21 protein-coding genes and 1 tRNA gene are annotated in these 24579 nt (G+C 67.8%); 14 read left to right on the top strand and 8 right to left on the bottom strand.

Features of this window, described 5'->3' with window-relative positions; genetic code table 11:
- Nucleotides 1-56 precede the first annotated feature (56 nt).
- The gene (trmFO, locus tag Q9R14_RS02800) at nucleotides 57-1460 is read left to right on the top strand and encodes a methylenetetrahydrofolate--tRNA-(uracil(54)-C(5))-methyltransferase (FADH(2)-oxidizing) TrmFO (RefSeq protein ID WP_306003432.1); all 1404 of its coding nucleotides are present in this window, start codon (nucleotides 57-59) and stop codon (nucleotides 1458-1460) included.
- On the opposite strand, the gene Q9R14_RS02795 is transcribed toward trmFO, so the two are convergent.
- Complete coding sequence (locus Q9R14_RS02795; protein ID WP_242076849.1) at nucleotides 1453-1827, bottom strand: hypothetical protein; 375 nt, start codon at nucleotides 1825-1827, stop codon at nucleotides 1453-1455. The two genes, trmFO and Q9R14_RS02795, sit on opposite strands and share 8 nt — an antisense overlap.
- A gap of 5 nt (nucleotides 1828-1832) precedes the next feature.
- Nucleotides 1833-3038 carry an MFS transporter gene (locus Q9R14_RS02790; RefSeq protein ID WP_306003431.1) on the bottom strand — a complete coding sequence of 402 codons (1206 nt, stop codon included), beginning with the start codon at nucleotides 3036-3038 and terminating at the stop codon, nucleotides 1833-1835.
- A gap of 66 nt (nucleotides 3039-3104) precedes the next feature.
- Between Q9R14_RS02790 and Q9R14_RS02785 the strand changes: the two genes are divergently transcribed.
- Nucleotides 3105-3596, top strand: coding sequence for a MarR family transcriptional regulator (locus Q9R14_RS02785; RefSeq protein WP_306003430.1), 492 nt, complete (start codon nucleotides 3105-3107; stop codon nucleotides 3594-3596).
- A 1-nt stretch (nucleotide 3597) separates the two neighbouring features.
- Here the strand turns inward: Q9R14_RS02785 and Q9R14_RS02780 are convergent, their stop codons facing one another.
- Nucleotides 3598-4233, bottom strand: a complete 636-nt coding sequence (locus tag Q9R14_RS02780) for a squalene/phytoene synthase family protein (RefSeq protein WP_306003429.1) — start codon at nucleotides 4231-4233, stop codon at nucleotides 3598-3600.
- Nucleotides 4230-5171 carry a polyprenyl synthetase family protein gene (locus Q9R14_RS02775; RefSeq protein WP_306004111.1) on the bottom strand — a complete coding sequence of 314 codons (942 nt, stop codon included), beginning with the start codon at nucleotides 5169-5171 and terminating at the stop codon, nucleotides 4230-4232. The genes Q9R14_RS02780 and Q9R14_RS02775 overlap by 4 nt, the downstream gene beginning before the upstream one ends.
- Before the next feature lie 198 nt (nucleotides 5172-5369).
- On the opposite strand from Q9R14_RS02775, the gene Q9R14_RS02770 reads away from it, so the two are divergent.
- The 3 genes from Q9R14_RS02770 (at nucleotide 5370) to tgt (ending at nucleotide 7778) form a co-directional block, all read left to right on the top strand.
- Nucleotides 5370-6128, top strand: a complete 759-nt coding sequence (locus tag Q9R14_RS02770) for a tRNA1(Val) (adenine(37)-N6)-methyltransferase (protein WP_306003428.1) — start codon at nucleotides 5370-5372, stop codon at nucleotides 6126-6128.
- 63 nt (nucleotides 6129-6191) lie between these two features.
- Nucleotides 6192-6665 carry a hypothetical protein gene (locus Q9R14_RS02765; protein ID WP_306003427.1) on the top strand — a complete coding sequence of 158 codons (474 nt, stop codon included), beginning with the start codon at nucleotides 6192-6194 and terminating at the stop codon, nucleotides 6663-6665.
- A complete protein-coding gene (gene tgt / locus Q9R14_RS02760; RefSeq protein WP_306003426.1) occupies nucleotides 6666-7778 on the top strand; it encodes a tRNA guanosine(34) transglycosylase Tgt in 1113 nt (370 codons plus the stop codon).
- A 3-nt stretch (nucleotides 7779-7781) separates the two neighbouring features.
- On the opposite strand, the gene Q9R14_RS02755 is transcribed toward tgt, so the two are convergent.
- A complete protein-coding gene (locus Q9R14_RS02755; RefSeq protein ID WP_306003425.1) occupies nucleotides 7782-8321 on the bottom strand; it encodes a hypothetical protein in 540 nt (179 codons plus the stop codon).
- A gap of 112 nt (nucleotides 8322-8433) precedes the next feature.
- Here Q9R14_RS02755 and Q9R14_RS02750 point away from each other — a divergent pair, with 112 nt between their 5' ends.
- Nucleotides 8434-10863, top strand: a complete 2430-nt coding sequence (locus Q9R14_RS02750; RefSeq protein WP_306003424.1) for a PAS domain-containing protein — start codon at nucleotides 8434-8436, stop codon at nucleotides 10861-10863.
- Nucleotides 10864-10908: 45 nt separating this feature from the next.
- Here Q9R14_RS02750 and Q9R14_RS02745 read toward each other — a convergent pair.
- Nucleotides 10909-10985, bottom strand: a tRNA-Lys gene (locus Q9R14_RS02745).
- A 94-nt stretch (nucleotides 10986-11079) separates the two neighbouring features.
- On the opposite strand from Q9R14_RS02745, the gene Q9R14_RS02740 reads away from it, so the two are divergent.
- From Q9R14_RS02740 to Q9R14_RS02725, 4 genes are all read left to right on the top strand, one after another.
- On the top strand, nucleotides 11080-12162 hold the full coding sequence (locus Q9R14_RS02740; RefSeq protein WP_306003423.1) for a CaiB/BaiF CoA-transferase family protein: 1083 nt from the start codon (nucleotides 11080-11082) through the stop codon (nucleotides 12160-12162).
- 73 nt (nucleotides 12163-12235) lie between these two features.
- Nucleotides 12236-12499 (top strand): hypothetical protein, encoded by a 264-nt coding sequence (locus Q9R14_RS02735; protein ID WP_306003422.1) that lies wholly within the window; start codon nucleotides 12236-12238, stop codon nucleotides 12497-12499.
- Between the two features lie 44 nt (nucleotides 12500-12543).
- On the top strand, nucleotides 12544-14334 hold the full coding sequence (locus tag Q9R14_RS02730; protein ID WP_306003421.1) for an autotransporter assembly complex family protein: 1791 nt from the start codon (nucleotides 12544-12546) through the stop codon (nucleotides 14332-14334).
- Nucleotides 14331-18569 carry a translocation/assembly module TamB domain-containing protein gene (locus Q9R14_RS02725; RefSeq protein ID WP_306003420.1) on the top strand — a complete coding sequence of 1413 codons (4239 nt, stop codon included), beginning with the start codon at nucleotides 14331-14333 and terminating at the stop codon, nucleotides 18567-18569. Before Q9R14_RS02730 ends, Q9R14_RS02725 begins: the two co-directional genes overlap by 4 nt.
- Nucleotides 18570-18590: 21 nt before the next feature.
- Here the strand turns inward: Q9R14_RS02725 and arsC are convergent, their stop codons facing one another.
- Together arsC and Q9R14_RS02715 are read right to left on the bottom strand one after the other, a co-directional pair.
- Nucleotides 18591-18932, bottom strand: coding sequence for an arsenate reductase (glutaredoxin) (gene arsC, locus Q9R14_RS02720; protein ID WP_306003419.1), 342 nt, complete (start codon nucleotides 18930-18932; stop codon nucleotides 18591-18593).
- Nucleotides 18932-19474, bottom strand: coding sequence for a hypothetical protein (locus Q9R14_RS02715; protein WP_306003418.1), 543 nt, complete (start codon nucleotides 19472-19474; stop codon nucleotides 18932-18934). Before Q9R14_RS02715 ends, arsC begins: the two co-directional genes overlap by 1 nt.
- Before the next feature lie 96 nt (nucleotides 19475-19570).
- Here Q9R14_RS02715 and Q9R14_RS02710 point away from each other — a divergent pair, with 96 nt between their 5' ends.
- From Q9R14_RS02710 to astB, 4 genes are read left to right on the top strand one after another with little or no spacing between them, the layout of a single operon-like run.
- A complete protein-coding gene (locus Q9R14_RS02710; protein WP_306003417.1) occupies nucleotides 19571-20821 on the top strand; it encodes a hydrolase in 1251 nt (416 codons plus the stop codon).
- 1 nt (nucleotide 20822) lies between these two features.
- The gene (locus Q9R14_RS02705; protein WP_306003416.1) at nucleotides 20823-21830 is read left to right on the top strand and encodes an arginine N-succinyltransferase; all 1008 of its coding nucleotides are present in this window, start codon (nucleotides 20823-20825) and stop codon (nucleotides 21828-21830) included.
- On the top strand, nucleotides 21827-23242 hold the full coding sequence (gene astD / locus Q9R14_RS02700; RefSeq protein ID WP_306003415.1) for a succinylglutamate-semialdehyde dehydrogenase: 1416 nt from the start codon (nucleotides 21827-21829) through the stop codon (nucleotides 23240-23242). The genes Q9R14_RS02705 and astD overlap by 4 nt, the downstream gene beginning before the upstream one ends.
- On the top strand, nucleotides 23239-24576 hold the full coding sequence (gene astB / locus Q9R14_RS02695) for an N-succinylarginine dihydrolase (protein ID WP_306003414.1): 1338 nt from the start codon (nucleotides 23239-23241) through the stop codon (nucleotides 24574-24576). The genes astD and astB overlap by 4 nt, the downstream gene beginning before the upstream one ends.
- Nucleotides 24577-24579: the final 3 nt, after the last annotated feature.

The following is a 24579-nucleotide window of genomic DNA, read 5'->3' as shown; positions in this document are numbered from 1 at the left end:
CGGCGGATATAGCAGGGGGCCATGACACCGCGCCACCCGCCCGCTAGAAGGCCGCGATGAGCGCTTCCCCCTCTCCTTCCCCCATCCACGTCATCGGCGGCGGCCTGGCCGGCTCCGAGGCCGCCTGGCAGATCGCCCAGGCCGGCGTGCCCGTCGTCCTGCACGAGATGCGCGGCGTGCCCGGCGTCAAGACTGACGCCCACCACACCGATGGCTTGGCCGAGTTGGTCTGCTCCAACTCCTTCCGCTCGGACGACTGGCAGTTCAATGCGGTCGGCCTGCTGCACGCCGAGATGCGGGCGCTGGATTCGATCATCATGTCCTGTGGCGACATCAACCAGGTGCCGGCCGGCGGCGCCCTGGCCGTGGACCGCGATGCCTTCTCCCAGGCGGTGACCGCCAAACTGACCGCCCACCCCTTGGTCACGATCGTGCGCGAAGAGATCGCCGGCCTGCCGCCGCAAGAGTGGGACAATGTCATCGTCGCCACCGGCCCCCTGACCTCCCCTGCCCTGGCCGACGCGATCCTGAAGGCGACGGGCGAAGAGTCCCTGAGCTTCTTCGACGCCATCGCCCCCATCGTTCACGCCGATTCGATCGACTTCGACATCGCCTGGCGTCAGTCGCGCTATGACAAGGAAGGTCCAGGCGGCGACGCCGCCGCCTACGTCAACTGCCCGATGGACAAGGTGCAGTACGAGGCCTTCATCGACGCCCTGCTGAGCGGTCCCAAGGCCGAGTTCAAGGAGTGGGAGCACGTCCCCTATTTCGACGGCTGCCTGCCCATCGAGGTCATGGCCGAACGCGGCCGCGAGACCCTGCGGCACGGCCCGATGAAGCCGGTCGGCCTGACCAATCCGCGCGACCCGCTGGTCAAGGCCTACGCCATCGTCCAACTGCGCCAGGACAATGCGCTGGGCACCCTGTTCAACATGGTCGGCTTCCAGACCAAGCTAAAGCACGGGGCGCAGGCTGAGATCTTCCGCATGATACCGGGGCTTCAGAACGCCCAGTTCGCGCGCCTGGGCGGTCTGCACCGCAACACTTATCTGAACAGTCCCCAACTGCTGGACAAACAGCTGCGGCTGAAGGCCATGCCGCGCCTGCGTTTCGCGGGTCAGGTGACGGGCGTCGAAGGCTATGTCGAGAGCGCGGCCATGGGCCTGCTGACCGGCCGCCTCGCCGCCGCCCAGGCCTTGGGTCGCGACCTGGCCCCGCCGCCGCCCGAGACCGCCATGGGCGCCCTGGTCGAGCACATCACGGGCGGGCATCTGGCGGGATCGAAGTTCCAGCCGATGAACATCAACTACGGCCTGCTGCCACCACTGGATGCGCCCAAGGTCGACGAGGCCGGCGTCAAGATCCCGCTGAAGGAACGCGGCCGGGCCAAAAAGCGCCTGATGAGCCTCCGGGCGATGGAAAGCCTGAAGGCCTGGCGCGACGCGGCTTCCGCTAGCTGAAGATTGTGACCACCGCTGACAGGGCCACTAGCGATAGCGGCGCACTCGCGATCATCATGGCGACACGGTAGCGCCTGAACCCAAAGATTATCGAGGCCATCAGCGGACAGGCTAACAAAGAGCCGTAAAAGGCCACGAAGGCGAGGGCCGAGTTTCGCTGGCTGGCTGTTTCGACATCATCGAGAGCGAACAGCACGGCAAGCGAAGCCACATACATGCCGATTATCCCAAACAGCGTCGCCACGAAGATCACAATAACCGCCGGCCCGCGCCATGCCTTTTCAGAAGATCGCACCGTCGCCAAGATCATTGCCTTTGTGATGATCGCTAGCGCTTTCCAATATTCACAACCGCTTATCGAAGACAATCATTTCACCTCAGCTTGGGCAGGCCCGGCCGGAAGCCCAGCGTCATTGCGCCCAGCAGGATGACGCCGACGCCCATCAGCACCCAGGCCTGTGTCAAGTCGGCCATGTGGTCGCGCAACAGGCCGGCGCCGAGCGGCGACAGGCTCGCGATGATGTAGCCGCCGCCCTGCACGAAGGCGAGCAGATCGCCCGAGCGCGCGGGGTCGTCGATCTGGTCCATCGCCAGGATCAGGCTGAGCGGGAAGATCGCGCCGATACCGAGACCCAAGAGGATCACGATCGGCACCGCCATGCTGAGGGGCGCGACCACGAGACCGACCAGACCCGCCAGGGCGAGCACAAGCGCCGTCAGGATCGGTCCGCGTCGATCCGGGAAGCGCCCGATGGTCAGCGACACCAGCAGGCCGGCCGTCACCTCCGCCGCCGTCATACCGCTGAGCAGATAGCCGGCCGTGGCCCTCGGCTCGCCCAGGTCGATGTAGAAGGGCGGCAGCCAGGCCAGCATCAATGTATAGGCCGAGGTCCCCAGGCCCATGATCAGAATCAGTCGCCACGCCCGCCCCTGACGCCAGAAGGGCAGCATCGGGTCCGTCGCCTCGACAACCGCGCTGCGGTTCGGCTCTTCGGACGCGGGATCGCGTGACGCCGCCAGCCAGATCACAGCGGCGACGAAGGCCGGCGCGCTCCACAAGGCCAGCGTCCCGGCCCAGCCGATCGTCTCGGCCAGACCGGCCGCCGTGGCCGCCGCGACGGCGGCGCCGCCCATGATGCCGGTGGTGTAGAGCGCCATGACCGTGCCGAACTGCGCCGGAAAGGCCCGTTTGATGACGACCGGCGCCAAGGCCTGGATCAAGGCGACGCCCACTCCGACGACTACGGCGCTGGCGATCAGGCCGGTCGCGCCGGTCAGCACCACCCGCACCAGGCAGGCCCCGCCGATCAGCAGCGCGCCCAGCAAGATGCCGCGCCGCTCGCCCAGTCGCCGACGCAACGGCCTGATCGACAGGGCGCCCAGACCGATCATCAGCACGGGCAAGGTGGTCAGCAGGCTGGCGGCGGTCGAACCCATGCCCGTCGCGCCCTCGATCAAATCCAGCAGCGGCCCCACCGCCGCCATCGCCGGCCGCAGATTCAGCGCCAGAGCGACGATGGCCGCCAGCAACAGCAGCGAAGCGCCGCGCGCGGGCGTGGCGTCAGATCGTGCGGTCATGATGGGGACTCCGACTGAAAATCGCGCTAGTCTCTCGACTTCAAGTATCTCGATGTCAAGATAGCCATGCCCGATAGAGCTTCTCGCGCCGCCGCCCAATGGGCCGTGCAACGCCCCGATCTGGACATGTTGCCGATGGAGGTGCTGGGACGCCTGAACGAGGCTTCGCAACTGGTGATCCGCGAGCGCCAGACGCCGCTGTTCGCGCGCTATGGTTTGCAGCACGGCGAGTTCGACGTGCTGGCGACGCTGCGCCGATCGGGCGAACGCGAGGGCCTGACGCCGACCGCGCTGTTCGAGGCGGCGATGATGTCGTCTGGCGGCATGACCGCGCGGATCGACCGGTTGGAAAAGGCGGGCTGGGTCGAGCGGCGTCCGCATCCAAGCGACCGACGGGCGACGCTGGTGCGTCTGACGGACAAGGGTTTCGACCTGATCGAGACGATCATGCCCAGCCACCAGGAGACGGCCAAAGAGGCTTTGAGCGGCCTGTCGCGAGAGGATCAGAAAACGCTGAACGCCCTGCTGACCCGCTTGATCGCCGGCCTGACCGGCTAGGTCAGATCCGGCCGCGCAGCACGGCCCAGAGCAGGCGCAGCCGCTTCAGCGGCTCCGGCCGGTCCGGATCGGTCAGGGCGGCGTGAGCCACGGCCGGGAAGCCGGCAGGCGGCAGGCGTTTCAACGCCCCATTGGCGGCGGATTTCAGGGACGCCGCCTCTTGGCGGCGGCCGGTCTGGGTCAGCCCCCAGACGCGGGCCGCATCTGAAACGTCGGCGTCATGCCCCTGCCCTGCCAGCACGCGCGTCGCGACCTGCATTGGGCCGACGTAGAAGGCGTCGAGATCGTGCGGTTCTTCGCGCACGCGGCCGATGTGGGCGTCGATCAGGGCGTCGAACGGCGCACGGTCCAGGCCGTGACGCGCGACGAGATCGGTCAGGGCCTCCAGCACCGGATGGCCCTTGCGCGGCACGCCGGCGAAGACGCCGTCCATCTGTTCCGCCCACCAGGTGTAGCGCATCTCGGCCAGCAGCGGCTGGGTCACGCGCGTGGGGATGGTCATCAGCTCGGCTTCGAAGGCGTAGAGCGTGATGAGGTCGACGCGGGCGCGGTCATCCGCGACCAGGCGGCTGGACAGCCAGCGGTCGAGGTCGGCGGTGCGGACCTGTTGGTCGAGCGTATCCGCAGTCTCGGTCAAGCGGCGCGCGACACCGCGAAATCGGCCAGATCTTCCAGCGCGGCGCGCCAGTCGCTGGCCGGCAGGATCGACAGGGCTGCCTTGGCCTGATCGGCATAGTCGCCGGCCAGATCAAGGGTCGCGCTGATGGCGCCCGAGCCAATGATGAGTTCGCGCGCACGGGTGAAGTCTTCGGGCGTCCGCTCGCCCTTGGTCACGGTGCGCTCCCAGAAGGCTTCCTCGCGGCCGCGCGTACGGGAGACGGCCAGCAGCAGCGGCAGGGTCGCCTTGCCCTCGTTGAAATCGTCGCCGGCATTTTTGCCCAGGGCCTCGGCCGTCGCGCCGTAGTCCAGGGCGTCGTCGGCCAGTTGGAAGGCGATGCCCAACGCCATGCCGTAGTCGCGCAGAGCCTTGATCGCAGCCGGATCGGTGCCGGCGCCCACCGCGCCCGCCTCGGCGGCGGCGGCGAACAGTTCGGCGGTCTTGGCCGAGATGATCTGCAGATAGGTGGCCTGGTCCAGATTCAGGTCGTGGGCGCGCGTCAGCTGCAGCACCTCGCCCTCGGAGATCACCCGCGAAGCCTCGGCCAGAATGCCCAGGGCGCGCATCGAATCCGTCTCGACCATCAGTTCGAAGGCGCGGGCGAACAGGAAGTCGCCGACCAGGACGCTGGTGGGCGCGCCCCAGATCAGGTGGGCCGCGACCTTGCCGCGACGCAGTTCGGATGCGTCGACGATGTCGTCATGCAGGAGTGTGGCGGTGTGGATGAACTCGACCGCAGCGGCCAGCTTGCGAGGCGCGACGATGTCGTCCGTCGCACCCACGGCGCGCGCCGCGGCGACGGTCATCAGGGGGCGCAGACGCTTTCCGCCCGCCGACACCAGATGTTCGGCCAGTTTCGGAATGATCGGCACGTCCGACTGCATCCGATCCAGGATCAGGGCGTCCACGGCCGCCATATCGACCTCAGCCAGCCGGACAAGGGCGTTGACGTCCCCCTTCGGGCGGTGAGCGGCGGCGATGGCGACGTCCAAACGAATACTCTTTCACTGGCGCGGCGGGCCGCGGGAATGGCTTTTTGCGGCCGGGCCGGCTTGCCCCCGCGAGTTGCGGCGCACAATGATGTTCGACCCCTTGGGGGTCAAGGAGATTGAGGCTTGGAGCCGGTCGAAACCCTGCCGACGACGATCGTCGAGAACGGCCTGTTGAACGGCCGGGTGCGCTTGCGTCAACCCGCGCGCGGCTATCGCGCCGGGATGGATGCGGCTTTGCTGGCGGCGGCGGTCCCGGCCGAGGCGGGCCGGAGCGTGATCGAGGCGGGCTGCGGGGCCGGCGCGGTCCTGATGCAGATCGCGGCGCGACGACCGGGCGTGACCCTGACGGGCGTGGAGCGCGATCCGGCGATGGCGGCGCTGGCGACCGAGAATGCGGCGCTGAACAACGCAACCGGATCCGCCGTGATTCGTCAGGGCGACGTGGCGGCGGGGTTTCGGGCCCTGGGCGTAGCGCCGGCCGACTGGGCCATATCCAATCCGCCCTTCTTCGATGACGCCACAGCGTTGCGCGCTCCGGCCGAAGGCAAGCGGGGCGCCTGGATGGCCGACGACGGACTGAAGGCTTGGACGGATTTCCTGTTGAAGGCGGTGAAGGAAGGCGGGCGCATCGTGGTCGTTCACCGCGCCGACCGACTGGCCGATCTGCTGGCTCTGCTGGGCGTAAAGGCGGGTTCCTTCGCCGTGCGGCCCATCCATCCCTTCGCGGACGAGCCGGCCAAGCGTGTGCTGGTGCACGCCATCAAGACCGGGCGCGCGCCGCTGCGGCTGCTGCCGCCGCTGATCCTGCACGACCGCGAGGGCGGCAAACACACCTCCCAGGCCGAGGCGATCCTGCGCGGCGAGGCGTCGCTGGGCTGGTGATCGGGTGGTCAATCGCGACCGGAACGCCTAAATGCCGCCTCCTGACGAAATCGAGCCCGCCCCGTGTCATCCGACGACCTTCCCGATGATCTTCAAGACGGCCTGATCGCCGTCGGCGAGGCCGCGCGCGACCTGCGCGAGCCGTGGTGGATCTTTGGCGGAGCGGCGATGGCGCTCTATGGCCTGACCGACATCCATGTGCCCGACATCGACGTGCTGTGCGCGCCGCGCGATGCGCGCAGCCTGCTGGGCGCGCTGGGCGGCGTGGTGATACCCGATCCGGGCGAAGGTCTGTTCCGCTCCGCCGTCTTCGGGCGCGCGCCGGATCAGCCGATCCTGGTCGAGGTCATGGCCGATCTGGAGACCCGCGACGGCGGCGACTGGACGCCGGTCGCCTTCGGCTCGCGCCGCCGCGTCTTCGTCGAGGACACGCCCCTGTTCGTCCCGGACATCCGGGACCACATCGCCCTGTATCGCCTGTTCGGCCGCCCCAAGGATCTGGCGCGCGTCGAACAGCTTGAACGACTGATCGCCTGAATGCCTTTCCCCTTCCAGATTTCCGCCACCGAGGGCCGCGCCCGCACCGGGGTGCTGAAGACCGCGCGCGGCGACATTCGCACCCCCGCCTTCATGCCGGTCGGCACCGCCGCCACGGTCAAGGCGATGACGGTGGATCAGGTCAAGGCGACCGGCGCCGACATCCTGCTGGGCAACACCTATCACCTGATGCTGCGCCCCGGCCCCGAGCGGATGGAGCGGCTGGGCGGCCTTCATAAGTTCATGGGCTGGGACAAGCCGATCCTGACCGACAGTGGCGGGTTCCAGGTCATGTCCCTGGCCGGCATCTCCAAGGTGAAGGAGGAGGCCGTGACCTTCTCCAGCCACATCGACGGCTCCAAACACGTTCTGACGCCCGAGCGGTCCATCGAAATCCAGGCCGACCGGATCGGCGCCGACATCTCGATGCAGTTGGACCAGTGCGTCGCCTATCCGGCCGAGAAGGATGCAGCCAGAAAGGCGATGGAGCTGTCGATCCGCTGGGGCGCGCGCTCCAAGGCCCGTTTCGGCCAGCGTGAGAACCAGGCCCTGTTCGGCATCCAGCAAGGGTCTACCTTCAAGGACTTGCGCCGCCAGTCATCGGAGAAATTGCAAGAAATCGGTTTCGACGGCTACGCCATCGGCGGTCTGGCGGTCGGCGAAGGCCATCAGGCCATGTGCGAGGTGCTGGACTATGCGCCCGAAATGCTGCCGCCCGACCGTCCGCGCTATCTGATGGGCGTGGGCAAACCTGTCGATCTGGTCGAGGCGGTGTATCGCGGCGTGGACATGTTCGACTGCGTCCTGCCGACGCGCGCCGGCCGTCACGGTCAGGCCTGGACCTGGGACGGGCCTCTGAACCTGAAGAACGCCCGCTTCGCCGAGGACCAAGACCCGCTGGACCCGACCATCGACGGCCCGTCATCGCAGTATTCGAAGGCCTATCTGCACCACCTGATCCGCGCCGACGAAATCCTGGGCAAGGTGCTGCTGAGCTGGCACAACATCGCCTTCTATCAGGCGCTGACGGCGGCCATGCGCGCGGCGATTTCCGAGGGTCGGTTCGAGCAGTTCAGGCGCGACTTCCACGCCCGCCACACGTCGAACGGCTGACGACTAGGGGTGCGGCCTGAACCAGCTGGGCGCCGCCGGCGGCGCGCAGTTCCGCTGCATGCCCATCCCCTTCAGGAAGGCGCGGCGCATCCGGCCGGACTGGATGGCCGATTGAACGTGCTTTGAGTGCTGTTCAGCGCCGCTCAGTCGACGAATCCAGTTCCGGCCGGGAATAAAGTCGGTCGTCGTGTCGCGAATGGCGTTCAGCGCCGCCTTGGCCGCCGCGTCCGCCGCCCGCTCGCTGAGATAGGAGCCGTCCTGACGCGGCGGTTCGTCCGTGTCGGGTCCCAGCGCTTCGTCGAGCCGTGCGACCTCTGCGCCGATGGTCGTGCACTGATTCAGATTGCGTAGGTCGTAGGGATTGGATTCGGCCTGAAGCAGCACCGTCGGGATCATCTGACGACGCAGGTTGAAGTCCTCCAGCGGAGCCGTCGCCGCCGCCGCAAAGCCCGCCCCGACCTGTTCGGCGCCACCCAACGCAGACCGACCGGCATTGCAACCGGAAAGCGCAACAAGACTAACTGCGAGAAGAAGGCGTTTCATGGGTTGGCTTAGACCACGCCTAGGCTGGCGATTAAAGCGTAGCGGCGGAAGCGGTCGGTAACGAAGAATTCTCTGATTTTAGGTCACTTTGACCGGTCGTTGGAGTTCGGTCGTGCCTTACATCGCCAAGAGCCTGGAAGCCCTGGACGCCCCTGCCGGTCCGTTCCAACGTCTTACGGAACTGGCCTGCACGGTTTTCGATGCGCCCGCCGCCGTCGTCACCCTGGTCAGCGGCGACAACGCCGTGCTGTGGTGCAGCGATCGCGAACTGGTTCGAAGCCTGCCGCGCGAACGCACCCTCGGCGACCGTCTGCTACGCCAGGGCAAGGGCGCCGTCCTAGTGGTCGAAGACGGCCTGGCGGACCCCGCAGCCCGCAATCATTTCCTGGTGGCGGCCCCCTACAATCTGCGCTTCTACGCCGGCGTGACGATCTGCGGCCCGGACGGTCAGCCGCTGGGGGCGTTCGGCGTCATGGATCGCCAACCCCGCCCTCATCCCTCCGACGCCCAGATCGCGACGCTGCGCACGCTGGGCGCCATGGCTGAAGACATCATCGCGTCGTTGGAAGTCGGTCGCGTCAGCGAGGAACGCCACGGCACGCTGGAGCTGATCGAAAACATGGCCGGGGTCGGTCATTGGCGGTTGGAACTGGCCAGCGGCAAGGTCCACTGGTCCGACGAGGTGTTCCGCATCCACGGTCTGGATCGCAAGACCTTCGATCCCCCGGTCGATTCGGCCATCGACCGTTACCACCCCGACGACAGGCCCGGATTGTTGGCGGCGATCGCACACTCGGCCGAGACCGGCGATGGCTACAAAATGCGTCTCCGGCTGATCCGCGCTGATGGCGAGGAGCGTGCGGTTCTGACCCAGGCGCGCGCCGAACGTGACGACGTCGGAGTCGTGAAGGTCCTTTACGGCGTGTTTCAGGACATCACGGACCAGCAGGCCCAGATCGCCCGCGCTCAGCGTGACGAGGCGCGCTATCGGCTGTTGGCCGAAAACGTGGGCGATGTGATCACCCGCGTTCGCCCGGACGGCACCAGCAAATACATCTCGCCGGCGATCGAAAGCCTGCTCGGCTGGACCAGCGAAGAGATGAACGGCCGGCCCATGGACTATGTCCATCCCGATGACCGGGAAATGGTGACCCGGGCCGTGCTGGGCACCATCCACACCAAGGAGCCGTGCCGGCTGGAGCACCGCGCCCTTCATCGCGACGGTTCGATCGTCTGGGTCGAATGCACCTTCCGCGCCCTGGCCGCCGAGGCGGGCAAGCCGTCGGAGGTGGTGGTGGTCATCCGCGACATGACGGATCGCAAAATCCTGGCGGACGAACTGGTCACCGCGCGCGACCGGGCCGAGGCTGCGGCGGCGGCCAAGAGCGAGTTTCTGGCGAACATGAGCCATGAACTGCGCACGCCGCTGACCAGCGTCATCGGCTTTTCCAACCTGCTGAAGGCCAGCGAGGCCTTGCCCGAGGCCGAGAAGGGCTATGTCGCGCGCATCGCCACGGCCAGCGAGGCCCTGCTGTCGGTCATCAACGACGTGCTGGACTATTCCAAGCTCGAAGCCGGCATGATTGAGCTGGAGCCCCAGCGTTTCGACCCGGCCGCCCTGGCGCACGAGACGGTCCAGATGATGGAGGCCCAGTGTCTGGCCAAGGGTCTGGCGCTGCACGTCGATCTGGCGCCGGACATGCCGGATCGCCTGATGGGAGATCAGGCCCGTCTTCGGCAGATTCTGCTGAACCTGCTGGGCAATGCGGTGAAGTTCACCAGCCAGGGCTCGGTCAGCCTGTCGGTCGGCGGAGCCTTGGAGGCAGACGGCGCATGGCGGCTGACGGCCGAGGTGACCGATACCGGCATCGGCATGAGCCCACAGACCCAAGCCCACTTGTTCGAACGTTTCTCGCAGGCGGATCGGTCGACGACACGGCTCTACGGCGGCACCGGCCTGGGGCTGGCGATCTCGCGGCGACTGGCGCGGGCGATGGACGGCGATATCGTCGTCACGAGCCAGCCGGGCCTGGGATCGAAGTTCAAGGTGACCGTCCCGCTGCACATCGCCGAGGGCGGATCGGAAGACGAAGGGCCGCGCCTCAGCGTCATGCCCGAGGGCCGCGTGCTGATCGCCGACGACGCACCGGCCAACCGCGAACTGATCAGCGTGATCCTTGTCGGCATGGGACTAGAGGTCGCCACCGCCAGCGATGGCGCCGAGGCGGTGCATGCGGTGCAGTCCGAAGTCTACGACCTCGTCCTGACGGATATGCAGATGCCGGTCATGGACGGCCTGACGGCCACGCGCGAGATTCGCCGCCTCGAGCAGGGCGGCGGACGCCGGCTGCCGATCATCGCCCTGTCCGCCAATGTTCAGCCGGACCAGATCCAGTTGTGTCGCGACGCCGGCATGGACGACCATCTGGCCAAGCCGCTGCAACTGCCTGCCCTGGTCGCCACCCTGTCGAAATATCTCGACAAATCGAACGCTCCGATCGCGGCAGATGCGACTGCGCCCGGTCGTTTCGCGACACACTGAAGGCAAGGCCTAGACAGCAAAAAGCCCGCCGAAGCGGGCTTTAAATGGTACGTCCTCTCGGGCTCGAACCGAGGACCCTCTGATTAAAAGTCAGATGCTCTAACCAACTGAGCTAAGGACGCACCGCGCGACGTCCGGGCTGGCCCGAACCGTCGAAGGGCGCCTTCTGTTGTAATCCGGCCTTCCGGTCAAGACCCGGTCTGCTACTCATTGGGCATGAAACCGTTAAATGGCGTCCGCATCATCGAATTCGACGGCTTGGGGCCGGTCACCTTCGCCGGAATGATGCTGGCGGACCTGGGGACGGAGGTGGTGCGTCTGACGCGCGACGCCTCGGCCGGACCGGCGGTTTTCGACGAGGTCGGAGGCGAGGTCCTGCATCGGGGACGGGCGGCCGTTCCGGTCGATCTGAAATCACCGGCTGATCGCGAGCGCATCCTGCAGCTGATCGATGGGGCCGACGCGGTGATCGAGGGATTTCGGCCCGGCGTCATGGAGCGGCTGGGCTATGGCCCCGACGTGCTCCAGGCGCGAAAGCCCGCGCTTGTGTTCGGACGTGTGACCGGATGGGGCCAGACGGGGCCGCTGGCGAATGCGGTGGGGCATGATCTGAATTACATCGGCCTGTCGGGCGTGCTGCACACCATGGGAGAGGCGGATCGTCCGCCCTCCCCGCCGTTGAACCTGGTCGGAGATTACGGCGGCGGGGCCATGTTGCTGGTGGTCGGGGTGCTGGCCGCGCTGGTGGAGGCCAGGACGACGGGCAAGGGACGCGTGGTGGATGCCGCCATGACGGATGGGGCGGCCCTGCTGAGCGGCCTGTTCCAGGCCTTGCGGGGCCGGGGACTGTGGAGCGACCGGCGCGGATCCAACCTGCTGGACGGCGGCGCGCCCTTCTATCGCTGCTACGCCTGTCGCGACGGCGGGTTCGTGGCGGTGGCGGCGCTGGAGCCGCGCTTCTACGCCGCGCTGCTGGCCGGCCTGGAGATCGATCCGGCCGAAGCGGTTCAATACGACATCGCCGCCTGGCCGACCCTGCAGGCGCGGCTTGCCGCCTTGTTCGCAAGCCGAGACCGTGACGACTGGAGCGCCCATTTCGCCGGGACCGAAGCCTGTGTCACGCCGGTGCTGAGCCTGGCCGAGGCGCCGGATCATCCGCACAATCAGGCGCGTGGAACATTCCACGATGGCCTGCCGCAAGCCGCGCCCCGATTCGACGGCGCAAGTGCTGCGCCCGCCCCCAAGTTCGAACTGACCCTGGATCAAATGGTCACAAAATGGTCCGATCCCGCAGGATGACCGACGCAGATTTCGGCGCTAAGGGAACAGCTTAGCGCGACAGGCGTTTGGTCGGCGGAGACCGGGGACTTTCATGACACGCTCGATTTTTGTCTTGGCCGCCGCCGCAAGCGTGCTCGCGCTGTCGGCCTGCGACGACCGTCCTTCGCGTTCGAACGACGACTATCGCGAGATGTCGGTCGAGCCGGCGCCCCCGCCGGTCAAGGAAGAAGCCCCCCCGCCCGCGCCAGAGGTTCAGGACCCGACGCCCACGCCCCCTCCGTCAACGACGCTTCCGCCTGAGGAACGCACGTCGGAACAGTCAGTCCAGCCCGAGAGCGAGACCCTGTTCTACTGACGAACAGGTATGCCGGGGGGCGTCCTTTTGACGAAAGATCGAGTTTGACGTTCAGGCCTACCCTGCTGGTCGCCCTCGCGGCGTTTTCGGCCTGCGCCCATGCAGCTGCGGCGGAACCCCGCGCCCAAATCCGGGGCGACATGGACGGCGATCTGCGGCGGGCGCTGGAGCGGGCCGTGGGCGAGGTGGATGGCGCGCCGGCCAGCCGCTTTGAGGCGCGTCGTCGCGCCGAAAGCGCCGTGACCTCGGCGACCGCCCTGCTGCGATCCGAAGGCTACTATCAACCGGTCGTCGAAGACATCGTCGAGGGCGAGGAGACGCCGATCGCGGTGGTCTCGGTCGAACCGGGGCGCCGTTTCCTGCTGACCGATCCGACGATCCAGTGGGCCGATCCCGCCCCGGAGGCCGAGGCGGCGGACAAGGCCAAAGACGCCATTGCCCTGAAGGCCGGCGATCCGGGGCGGGCGGCGGACGTCATATCGGGCGAAGGTCGGGCCGTGGCGGCGTTGGTGCGTGACGGCTATGCCGACGCCAAGGCCAATCCGCGCCGTGTCGTGGTGGATCACGCGGCCTTCACTGTCGCGCCGGAGTATCGCATCGCCTCCGGCGCGCTGGTGCGTCTGGACGGCGTGCGTCTGACCAGCCAGGGCCGCACCAATCCCGCCTGGGTCGCGGGCCTGGCGCCGTGGAACGAGGGCGATCGCTACGATCCCGAAATGGTCGCGGAGCTGGAACGCCGGCTGCTGGACACCGGCGTCTATGACGGCGTCAGCGTCGCGCTGTCGCCGCTGGATCAGATCACCGCTGATGGTCATCGCCCCGTCGTGGTTAGCCTGCAAGACCGCCCCCGTCGCGTGCTGGAGGCCGGCGCCACCTGGTCGACAGCCGAGGGCGCGGGCGTGGACGTGATCCAGACCCGCTACAATCGCTTCGGCCGCGCGGACACGCTGAGGCTGGAAGCGCGACTGGCTGACATCGACAGCCGGATCGGCGCCGACCTGTCCCTGCCTCACTGGCGTCGGCCCGGCCGGACGCTGAAGCTGGGCGCGGCGGTCGTCAACGAGGATACAGACGCCTATCTGCGCACCGCCGTGGTTCTGTACGCCGACCTCCAGCAGCGGATCGGCAAGACCTCCTACTTCAACTACGGAATCGGGCTGGACGCCGGGCGCTACAGCGAGACCCGCTATGATTTCACCACCCTGCCCCCTCAGCGCGTGACCTTTGACCGTGATCTGGCGATCATCACCGCGCGGACCAGCGCCTACATCGACCATTCCAACGATCCGCTGAATCCCACCAAGGGCTGGCGGGTCAATCTGGCGGTTCAGCCGACGGCGGTGACCGGCGAGAGCAACATCCTGTTCCTGCGCACCGAAACGCAAGGCACGGCCTACTTCCCTGTCGCGGGTGATCGCACCATCCTGGCCGGGCGCATGAAGATCGGCTCCATCGTCGGCGGCAGCGAGCTGAACGTGCCGGCCGACCGTCTGTTCTATTCCGGCGGCGGGGGTTCGGTGCGGGGCTATTCGTACCAGAACGTCAATCCGCAGCTGCCGGACGGCACGCCGCGGGGCGGTCTGTCGCTGTTTGAAACCTCTTTCGAAGTGCGCCAGTCGATCGGTCAGAGCTTCCAGGCCGTCGCCTTCGTCGATGCCGGGTCCGTAGGCTTCCAGGAGACGCCGAACCTGACCAACATGCGCTACGGCGCGGGCGTGGGTGTGCGCTACATGCTGCCGTTCGGACCGATCCGGGCGGATGTCGCCATGCCGCTCAACAAGCGTGAGGGCGACTCGGCCTTCCAGATTTACATCAGCATCGGGCAGGCGTTTTGACCGATACACCGCCCGAAGCCACGCCTGAAAGCGCAACGACGCCGGCCAAGGCCGCGCGGCCCGCAAAGCCGCGTCGCGGGCTGGTCAGACGCATCGCCCTGGGCGTGGGCGTGGTGCTGGCCGGACTGCTGGTGCTGATCGCCGCCGCACTGGTCGGAGGGCGCGCCTATATCGCCTCGGACGGCGGTCGCGACATGGTGTTGCAACGGCTTCAGGACCTGAAGATCAGCCGCTACGGCCGGCTGAAGGTCTATGGGCTGCAGGGCGATCTGCTCAGCGATTTCACCATCGACCGCATCACATTGGCCGACAGTCAGGGCATCTGGCTGGAGGCGAACAACCTCAGCATGGACTGGTCGTATCTGGCCCTGCTGGGCCGCAGCTTCCATGCGAACGATATCAAGGCCGAGACCATCCGCGTCCTGCGCCGACCCGTGGTCGAGCCGCCGACCGGAGAGCCGCCCAGTCCGCAGCCGATCTCGGTTCGGATCGACAAGTTCGCGGCCAATGTCGAGCTGTTGGAGGGCTTCTCCAAGGAGTACGGCCGCTGGAGCCTGTCGGGCGACGCCAGCCTGCCGCGCGCCGGGGCCAAGAGCGCGACGGTCAACGCAGACAGCCTGAACCGACCGGGCGACTTCCTGCGTCTGGCGGCGACCTTCGGCGGCAAGCTGGAAGACACGCGCCTGAACCTGCGCGCCAATGAGGCTCAGGGCGGACCGCTGGCCGGCGCCTTGGGCTATTCGCCGGATCAGCCATTCTCGGCGGTTGCGGTTCTGAACGCCGATGTCGTCAATGCGCGGGTCCAGACGGGACAGTTCGTCCCCCTGATCGTCCAGGGCCATTTCGGCGACAAGGGCTCTCGCGTCGCGGGCTTCGCCGATTTCAGCAACTCGGACCTGTTGGCGCCCTTCGTCACCAAGATCGGCCGCACCGCGCGGTTCGGCTTCGCCATGGTTCCGACGCCGGACAAGGCCAGCCAAGGCGTCGCGTGGAAACTGATTTCCGACAACGTCCAGTCCGAGGCGCGCGGCCTGATCCGCAACTCCGACCGCAGTTCGCCCGATGGAATCAGCCTCAATATTCAGACGGCCTCGTTGAGCCGGCTGGTCGGGTCCGATGTGGCGGGACCAGCGGCCTATTCCGGCCTGTTCAAGGGCGACGCCCAGACCTGGACGCTGGACGGCCAGGTCACCCTGCTGAACGCCAATGTCGCCAGCTATCGCGCCACGCGCATCGCCGGACCGCTGAACGTCGCGGTCAAGAACGGCCGCATCGATCTGGACGGCGACATTCGTGCGAACGGCGGATCGGGCGAAGGCATCATCGGGGGCCTCTTGGGTCCGGCCCCGCGCGTGCAGATGAAGGCGGCGCGGATGAAGGACGGCGCCATCCTGCTGACCAAGGTCGATCTGCAGGGCCAGGGCCTGACGCTGAACGGCTCGGGCTCGCGCAATCTGCTGGGCGGGATGAGCTTCCGCGGCGAGGCGCAGCTGACCGACGCCAGGCGCGTGCTGCCTGACGCGCGCGGCGCTTTCGGCGGCTCGATCCGGGCCTCGTCGGCGCGGGCGGGCGCGCCGTGGGTGCTGAACTTCGACGGACGGGGCCGCAATCTGACCGTGGGTCTGCACGAGCTGGATCGCCTGCTCGGCAAGACGCCGCGCCTGCAACTGGCCGGCAAGCTGAACGGCGGACGCATCGAGGTCGAGCGCGGCGAACTGACCGGCGCGGCCGGGCGCGCGGGGGCCAAGGGCATCATCGAAACCGCCGGCAAGCTGAGGCTGGCGCTGGACTGGAACGCGCGCGGGCCGTTCGCGGCCGGGCCGGTCGAGATCGGCGGCGACATGAACGGACGCGGCGCCCTGACCGGCACCCTGGCCCAACCGCGCGTCGATCTGACCGCCGGCTTCCAACAGGTCACGGCCGGCGCGCTGACGCTGAACAACGCCGACCTGACGCTGAGCTTCCGCAAGGGCGCGGATGCGTCGGACGGCCGGATTTCGGTGGTCAGCGGCTCGAACTATGGTCCGGCGCGCGCGTCGGGCAACTTCTTCCTGGGCGGCAAGCGCATACGATTGAGCGATCTGGACGTGGACGCCGGCGGCGTGACGGCCAGGGGCGCCATCGCCCTGTCCGACAGTATTCCTTCCAGCGCGGACCTGACCTTTTCGGCGCGCGCCGGGGCCTTCCTGGCGTCGGGCGAGGCCAATGGACGAGTGCGGCTGACCGACGGCGGCGGATCGGACAGCGCCATTCTGGATGTCAGCGGTCGCAATGTCCGGCTGGCGGGTCAGAGCTGGATCATTCGCAATCTGGATCTGGACGGACGCGGAACGCTGAACAACCTGCCCTTCACCCTGGCGCTGGACGTGGGCGGCCCCAGCCCGGCCCAGTTCAACGGCACGGGCGTCTATTCCCGGCAGAACACGACGCACGGCCTGACGCTTCGCGGCGGCGGCCGGGTGCGCGAGGTGGCCTTCACGACCCGCAGTCCCGCCTCGATCACCCTGAACGGCGCCACGCGTACAGCGCATCTGGATCTGGGCGTGGGCGGCGGCGTGCTGCTGGCCGACCTGCGTCAGGATGCGCGCGGCGCCGCGATCCAGGCCGACCTGACCCGTGTGGATCTGGGCTCCATCTCGCCCGAACTGCGCGGCAGCGTGACGGGTCAGGTCGCCCTGCGCGGCGCCGGCAGCGACCTGTCAGGTACGGCCAATATCGCGCTCCAGAACGTGCGCAGCATCGACGCGCCGCGCGGCCTGGCCGTCGACGGACGCGTGGACGCCACCCTGGCGGGCGACCGGCTGAGCATCAAGGCGACGGCGGTCGACGAGGGCGCGGTTCAGGCGTCCGCCGATGTCGTCCTGCCGGTCGAGGCCTCGGCCGCGCCGCTGCGCCTAGCCATCGCCCGGACGCGCGAAATGTCGGGCCGGGTGTCGATCAACGGGCAGATCCAGCCGATCTGGGACCTGTTCCTGGGCGGCGACCGCAGCCTGGCGGGTCAGGTGGCGGGTCAGGCGACGATCGGCGGGACGCTGAACGCACCGCGTCTGAACGGCCGGTTCGATCTGAGCCAAGGCTCCTATCGCGAGAACGCGGTCGGTCTGGTGCTCAGCGACCTGACGCTGCGGACCCGGTTCGACGACACAGCCGCCCAGATCGAAACCTTCACGGCCAATGACGGCAAGGGCGGCACCGTGTTCGGTCAGGGCCGCATAGGCCTGCGCCAAGGCTCCGGATCGAACGCACAACTGATGCTGAACCGCTTCCGGGTCATCGACAACGATATCGCCGAGGCGCGCGCCTCGGGCCCGATCACCATCGTTCGCGGCGCCGACGGCAATATCCAGTTGGGCGGCCGCATCGACATCGACGAGGCCAAGATCGAACCGGAACTGCCCGGCGCGACCGGCATCGTCTCGATGGATGTGGTCGAGATCAATCGTCCCGGCGGCGATCCGGAGGAGACGGAGCAGAAGGCGCGCGGCCCGCAGATCGGCATGGACATCGTCCTGCGTTCCAGCGGCGGCAAGGTGCGGGTCAACGGTCGCGGCCTGAACGTGATCCTGGACGTGAACGCCCGGGTGCGCGGCACCATCGCCCAGCCGCAACTGACCGGTACGGCCAATGTGGTGCGCGGCGATTATGAGTTCGCGGGCAAGCGGTTTGTGTTCGACGACACCGGTCGCGTCACCCTATCGACCGATCCCAAGCAGATCCGTCTGAACCTGGCGGCGACGCGCGAGGACGCGGCCCTGACCGCCTCGATCAACGTCACCGGGACGGCCGCCGAACCCAAGATCGCCCTGACCTCGACCCCGTCCCTGCCCCAGGACGAAATCCTGTCGCAGGTGCTGTTCGGACGTTCGGCGTCACAGCTGTCGGCCTTCGAGGCGGCGCAGCTGGCGGCCGGGGTCGCGGCCCTGGCGGGCGGCGGCGGGTTCGACGTGATCGGCAACCTGCGCGAACTGGCGGGTCTGGACCGGCTGTCGTTCGGCGGCGACGCGTCTGCGGTCACCGTTGCAGGCGGTCGCTACATCACCGACGACGTCTATCTGGAGGTCATCGGCGGCGGTCAGAACGGCGCGGCGGTCAAGGTCGAATGGCAGCCTCGGCGCAACGTCGCCATCGCCTCGCAGTTCGGCGGCCAGGGCCAGACCAGCCTGTCGATCCGCTGGCGTCACGAAAGCCGCGAGGCGGGCGACCGTCGTCCGAACCGGGGCGGCCGCAACCGCTAGGCCGCCCCATCGGATCTGTCGCTAGAGAACGTCCAGCACCCGCTCCACGGGACGTCCGATGACCGCGCCCTTATCGGTTTCGACGATCGGACGTTCGATCAGGATCGGCTGAGCGATCGTTGCGGCCAGTAAGGTTTCGTCATCTGCGCCGGCGTCCAGCAGCGCCTTGGCGTCGGCTTCCTTCTTACGCAACAGGCCGGACAAACCGACGCCCATTTTGGACGCCAATCGCTGAAGCGTCTCGCGATCCCATCCGGTCTTCAGATATTCGACGACCGTCGGCTCGACGCCCTGTTCGCGCAGCAGGGCGAGGGCGTTGCGCGACGTGCTGCATTTCGGATTGTGGTAGAGGACGACCGACATCACGCCTCCTGCTTCAGACGATGCAGCAGCATGGCGCCCTGCAGCGACGCGACATAGATCACGCCTGACACGATCATGGCCGGCCAGGTCGTCAGGTTGATCCACAGCGGAAGGTCCAGCGACGGCATGGTCCCCAGCAGCCGCATCCCCAGATTGGCCACCACGCTGTAGGCGATCAGCGCCAGCATGATGATCGGGATGGCGCGCGTCATCATGCGCCACTGAACCACCGCCACGACGCCATAGAACAGGACGGAGAAGATCGCGCCCGAGGCGATAGCGAACGGCCACATGACCTTCATCATCTCCTGCTGCATGGCCAACTGATCCGCCGACAGACCCATCTTGGCGTACTCCGCGCTCATCGCCGTCTCGAACCAGCCCGAGGTGAACATCCACCAGGTCGGGATCAGGCCGACGATCAGGGCGATGACCAGGCCGATCACCATCGACCGCGCCGAACGCTGGGCCTCGGCCATGCCGCGCGGCAGCTTCAGCGGGTTCATGGCGCGGAGCCAGAGGTCGATCTTGTTGCGTTGCATTGGGGCCCTCGTTTCGAGCGGAACCTAGCGGTGATCGGCGATGACTTACAGGCCCCGACCTTCACCTTTGGGGTCGAGGCGTCTAGGGTCCGGCCGATGCGGATTCTGACCTCGGACCAGGCCGTCCTCGACCACGTCGCCGCGCGACGCGAGACGATCATCGGCCGCACCATCGACTGGGCGAACATCAACTCCGGCAGCCGCAACGCCGCCGGGCTGAATGCTGTGCTGGATGCGCTGGCAGCGACGGCGAGCGCCCTGCCCGCCACCGTCGAACGCCTCCCGACACAGGGCTCGACAACCGTCGCCGACGACGGATCGGTGCGGACCGAGGCCCATGCCGACGCGCTGAAGATCACCGCCCGACCGGATGCGCCGATCCAGGTCGTGCTGACCGGCCACTATGACACCGTCTTCCCCGCCGACAGCCGGTTCCAGACCGTGACCACGCGGGCCGACGGCGCTCTCAACGGGCCGGGCGTCGCCGACATGAAGGGCGGGATCAGCGTGCTTCTGGCCGCGCTGGAGGCGTTCGAGACCCATCCTGACAGACACGGCGTCGGCTGGACCGTGCTGCTGAGCCCCGACGAAGAAATCGGCTCGCCGGCTTCCGCTCCGCTGCTGGCCGAACTGGGCGCGCGCGGCCATGTCGGCCTGACCTACGAGCCGGCGCTGGCGGATGGCACGCTGGCGGGCGCGCGAAAGGGCAGCGGCAACTATCATCTGATCGTGACGGGTCGCGCCGCTCACGCCGGCCGCGCCTTCGATGAAGGCCGAAATGCGGTGGCCGGCGCCGCCATCATCGCCGCCGCCCTGCACGGACTGAACGGTCAGCACGAGGGCGTCACCGTCAACGTCGCCAAGATTTCGGGCGGGGGCGCGCTGAACGTCGTCGCCGACAACGCCGTGGTGCGATTCAACGTCCGGGTGCCGGACAAGGCGGCGGCCGACTGGATCGACGCATCCGTGCGAGCCATCGCCGCGACACCGCCGTTCGAGGGCCTGACGCTGGATCTGCACGGCGGCTTCACCCGTGCGCCCAAACCGATGGACGCCGCCCAGACCGCCCTGTTCGAAGCGGTGAAGGAAGCGGGAGCCCTGCTGGGCCAGCCCATCGCCTGGACACCGTCGGGCGGGGTGTGCGAGGGCAACAATCTGCACGCGGCCGGCCTGCCCAATATCGACACCCTGGGGGTGCGCGGCGGCGACATCCATTCGGATCAGGAGTTTGCCTGGCCCGACAGCTTCGTCGAACGCGCCCAGCTCAGCGCTCTGATCCTGTGCAAGATCGCATCGGGTGAAATCGACGCCGCCAAACTGAAATCCCTGCGGATGGAAACCCTGTAGAATGCTTGTCGTCCGTCCCGCCGGCCCCGCCGATCTCGACCATCTGCTGGAACTGGCCATCCTGTCCGGCCCCGGCTTCACCAGCCTGCCCGAAGACCCCGACGCCCTGGCCGATCGGCTGGAGCTGAGCCAGGCCAGCTTCGAAGGTCGCGTGCCCTGGCAAGAGGCCTGGTACACCCTGATGCTGGAAGACGGCGACACGGGGGACATCGACGGCGTCGGCTCGGTGAAGGCGACGGTGGGGCTGAAACGCCCCTTCTTCTCGTTCCGCGTCGTCAACAACACCGTCCAGTCGCCCTCGCTGGGGGTGAAGCTGGATCATCAGACGCTGGTTCTGGTCAATGAATGCACGGGTTGGACTGAGGTCGGGTCCCTGTTCCTGAAGGCGGATCGGAGAAAGGGCGGCGCGGGCCGTCTGCTCAGCCAGTCGCGATATATGCTGATCGGCGCCCAGCCCGAGCTGTTCGCCGACAATGTACTGGCCGAGTTGCGCGGGGTCTTCACGCCCGACGGCGCCTGCCCGTTCTGGGACCATGTGGCGCACAAGTTCTTCCCGATGGAGTTCGACCACGCCGACCGGATGACCGGCTCGACGGATAAGCAATTCATCCTCGACCTGGCGCCGCGCCACCCGATCTATACCGAGTTGCTGCCCGAACCGGCCCGCGCGGTGATCGGCAAGGTCCATCCGCAAGGCGTGCCGGCCATGGCCCTGCTGGAAAGCGAGGGCTTCCGGCCCAATGGTCTGGTCGACATCTTCGACGCCGGTCCGACCGTCGCATGCGGGCGCGACAATATCCGGACCGTGCGCGACGCCCGGCGCCTGACGGTTCAGATCGTCGAGGGGGTTGAGGCCGAACTGCCGGCCCTGATCTCGACCGACAGCGTCGCCGCCTTCCGCGCCGTCCGCGCCAAGGCCGACATTGATGGCGACGCCGTGCGCCTGACGGCCGAAACCGCCGCCGCGCTCAAGGTGCGCAGCGGAGACATTGTGCGAGTAAAATCATGACCCGTTTCACCTCCACCGATCCCGCCACCGAAGCGACCAACTGGGAGGGCGAGGCCGCCAGCGCGGCGCAGGTCCAGGCCGCCGTCGACGCCGCCCGCACCGCCTTCCCTGCCTGGGCCGATGCGCCGCGCGCCGACCGGATCGACGCGGTGAAGCGCTATCAAGCCGACCTGAAAGACCGCGCGTCCCAGATCGCCGAGGCCATCGCGCGCGAGACCGGCAAGCCGCTGTGGGAAACCAAGACCGAGGCCGCCGCCATGATCGGCAAGGTGGACATCTCGATCCGCGCCTATGACGAGCGCACCGGCGAACGGACCAGCGACACGGCGTTCGGCCGCGCGACCCTGCGGCACCGTCCGCATGGCGTGGCGGCGGTGCTTGGCCCGTTCAACTTCCCCGGCCATCTGCCGAACGGCCATATCGTCCCGGCCCTGTTGGCCGGCGACACGGTCGTCTTCAAGCCGTCGGAAGAAACGCCCTTGGTCGGTCAGGTGATGGCCGAAGCCTTCGCCGCCGCCGACCTGCCCACCGGCGTGGTCAATGTGGTCCAGGGCGGGCGTGAGACCGGCGCGGCCCTGCTGGACGCCGGCATCGACGCCCTGATGTTCACCGGCTCGGGTGCAGCGGGCGCGCATTTCCGCAGGAAGTTCGCCGACGACCCCCACGTTATCATGGCGCTGGAGCTTGGCGGCAATAACCCGCTGGTCGTCTGGGACGCAGCGGACGCCGAAGCTGTCGCGGGCATCGCGGTGCAGTCCGCCTTCATCACCACCGGCCAGCGCTGCTCGTGCGCGCGTCGCCTGATCGTGCCGGAAGGACCGCAGGGCGATGCGATCATCGAAGCCATCGCCGCCCTGTCCGACCGGCTGATCTTCGGCCCGTGGGACAGCGATCCCGAACCCTATGCCGGCCCGCTGATCTCGGCGCGTGCGGCCGAGGCGGCGCTGAAGGCCTTGCAGGAACGGATCGACATGAGGGCCAAGGTCATCCGCGCCTCGGGGCCGGTCGCTAACCTGCCCGGCGCCTTCGTCAAGCCGGCCATCATCGACGTGACGGGGGTCGACGTGCCGGACGAAGAGATGTTCGCCCCCTTCCTGTCGGTGACGCGCGTTGGCTCGTTCGACGCGGCGATCCAGGCGGCGAACGCCACCCGCTACGGCCTGTCCGCCGGTCTGGTCAGCGATGATCCGAAGAACTGGGACCATTTCATCCGCCGTATCCGGGCTGGCGTGGTCAACTTCAACCGGCCGACGACGGGCGCCGCCGGCGACATGGCGTTCGGCGGCCTGGGGGCCAGCGGCAACCACCGCCCCAGCGCCTATTACGCCGCCGACTATTGCGCCTATCCGGTCGCCAGTTTCGAGGCCGACGCCGTCGCCAACATTGAAGGCGAGATCAAGGGATTGCGATGATCAGCGCTGTCGAGGCCAACGCCGACGGTCTGATCGGACCGACCCATTCCTACGCCGGTCTGTCGCCGGGCAATCTGGCGTCCAGCCTGAACAAGGGCGAGGCGTCCAACCCGCGTGCGGCCGTGCTTCAGGGCCTCGACAAGATGAAGACCCTGGCGGACCTGGGCCTGCCCCAGTTCGTCCTGCCGCCGCATGAGCGGCCGAACATTCCCTTCCTGCGGACCCTGGGCTTCGCTGGATCGGACGCCCAGGTGCTGGAGCGGGCCTGGCGGATCGCGCCCTCGTTCGCCGCCGCCGCCTGCTCCGCCTCGCCCATGTGGGCCGCCAACGCCGCGACCGTGACGCCCAGCGCCGACGCCGCCGATGGCCGGGTGCATTTCACGCCGGCCAATCTGCACACCAATCTTCACCGCAGCCTGGAGCACCGGCAAACGAAGCGCGCGCTGGACGCCCTGTTTCCCGACGCCAGCCGGTTCGCCGTCCATGACGCCCTGCCCGCGGTCGCGCATCTTGCCGACGAAGGCGCCGCAAACCACGTCCGCCTGTGCGCCCAACATGGCGGCCGCGGCGTCAATCTGCTGGTCTGGGGTCGCGAGGCGTTCGAGCCGTGGGACGGCCCCTTCCCCGCCCGCCAGACGCGCGAAGCGTCGGAAGCCATCGTGCGCCGCCACGAAGCCGGACGGCCGGTCCTGGCCCAGCAATCCCGCGCCGCCATCGCGGGCGGCACCTTCCACAACGATGTGGTCTGCGTCGGGTCGCTGGACACCTTGTTCTTCCACGAGCTGGCGTTCGAGGACACGGCCGCAACCCAGGCCGCCATTCGCCGTGCAGCTGATGGTCTGTTCGACCCGATCTTCGTCGAGATCTCGTCCGCCGACCTGCCGCTGGCCGATGCGATCTCGAGCTATCTGTTCAACTCCATGCTGATCCAGGTGCCGGGCGAGGATCGCCTGACCCTGATCTGTCCGACCGAGACGCGCGACAACTCGCGCAGCCATGCGGTGGCGCAAGGATTAGCCGCCTCCAATGGTCCGATCGGCCGGGTGCAGTATGTCGATGTGCGCCAGTCGATGCGCAACGGCGGCGGACCGGCCTGCCTGCGGCTGCGCGTCGTGCTGACTGAGACCGAGCTGGCGGCGACGAACCCGGCCATGCGCCTTACGGACGACCTGCATGCGCGTCTGTCGGATTGGGCCGGGCGCTGGTACCGCGACGAACTACGCCCCGCCGATCTGGCCGAACCTGACCTGCTCACGGAAAGCCGCAGCGCGCTGGACGAACTGACGACGATCCTGAACCTCGGAACCGACTTCTACCCCTTCCAGAGAGGCTGATCC

The organism is Brevundimonas sp. C43, from assembly GCF_030732185.1.
GTDB classification, from domain to species: domain Bacteria; phylum Pseudomonadota; class Alphaproteobacteria; order Caulobacterales; family Caulobacteraceae; genus Brevundimonas; species Brevundimonas diminuta_C.
Note: the sequence above shows the minus strand (reverse complement) of the source record. Positions and strands in the feature narration are given on the sequence as shown.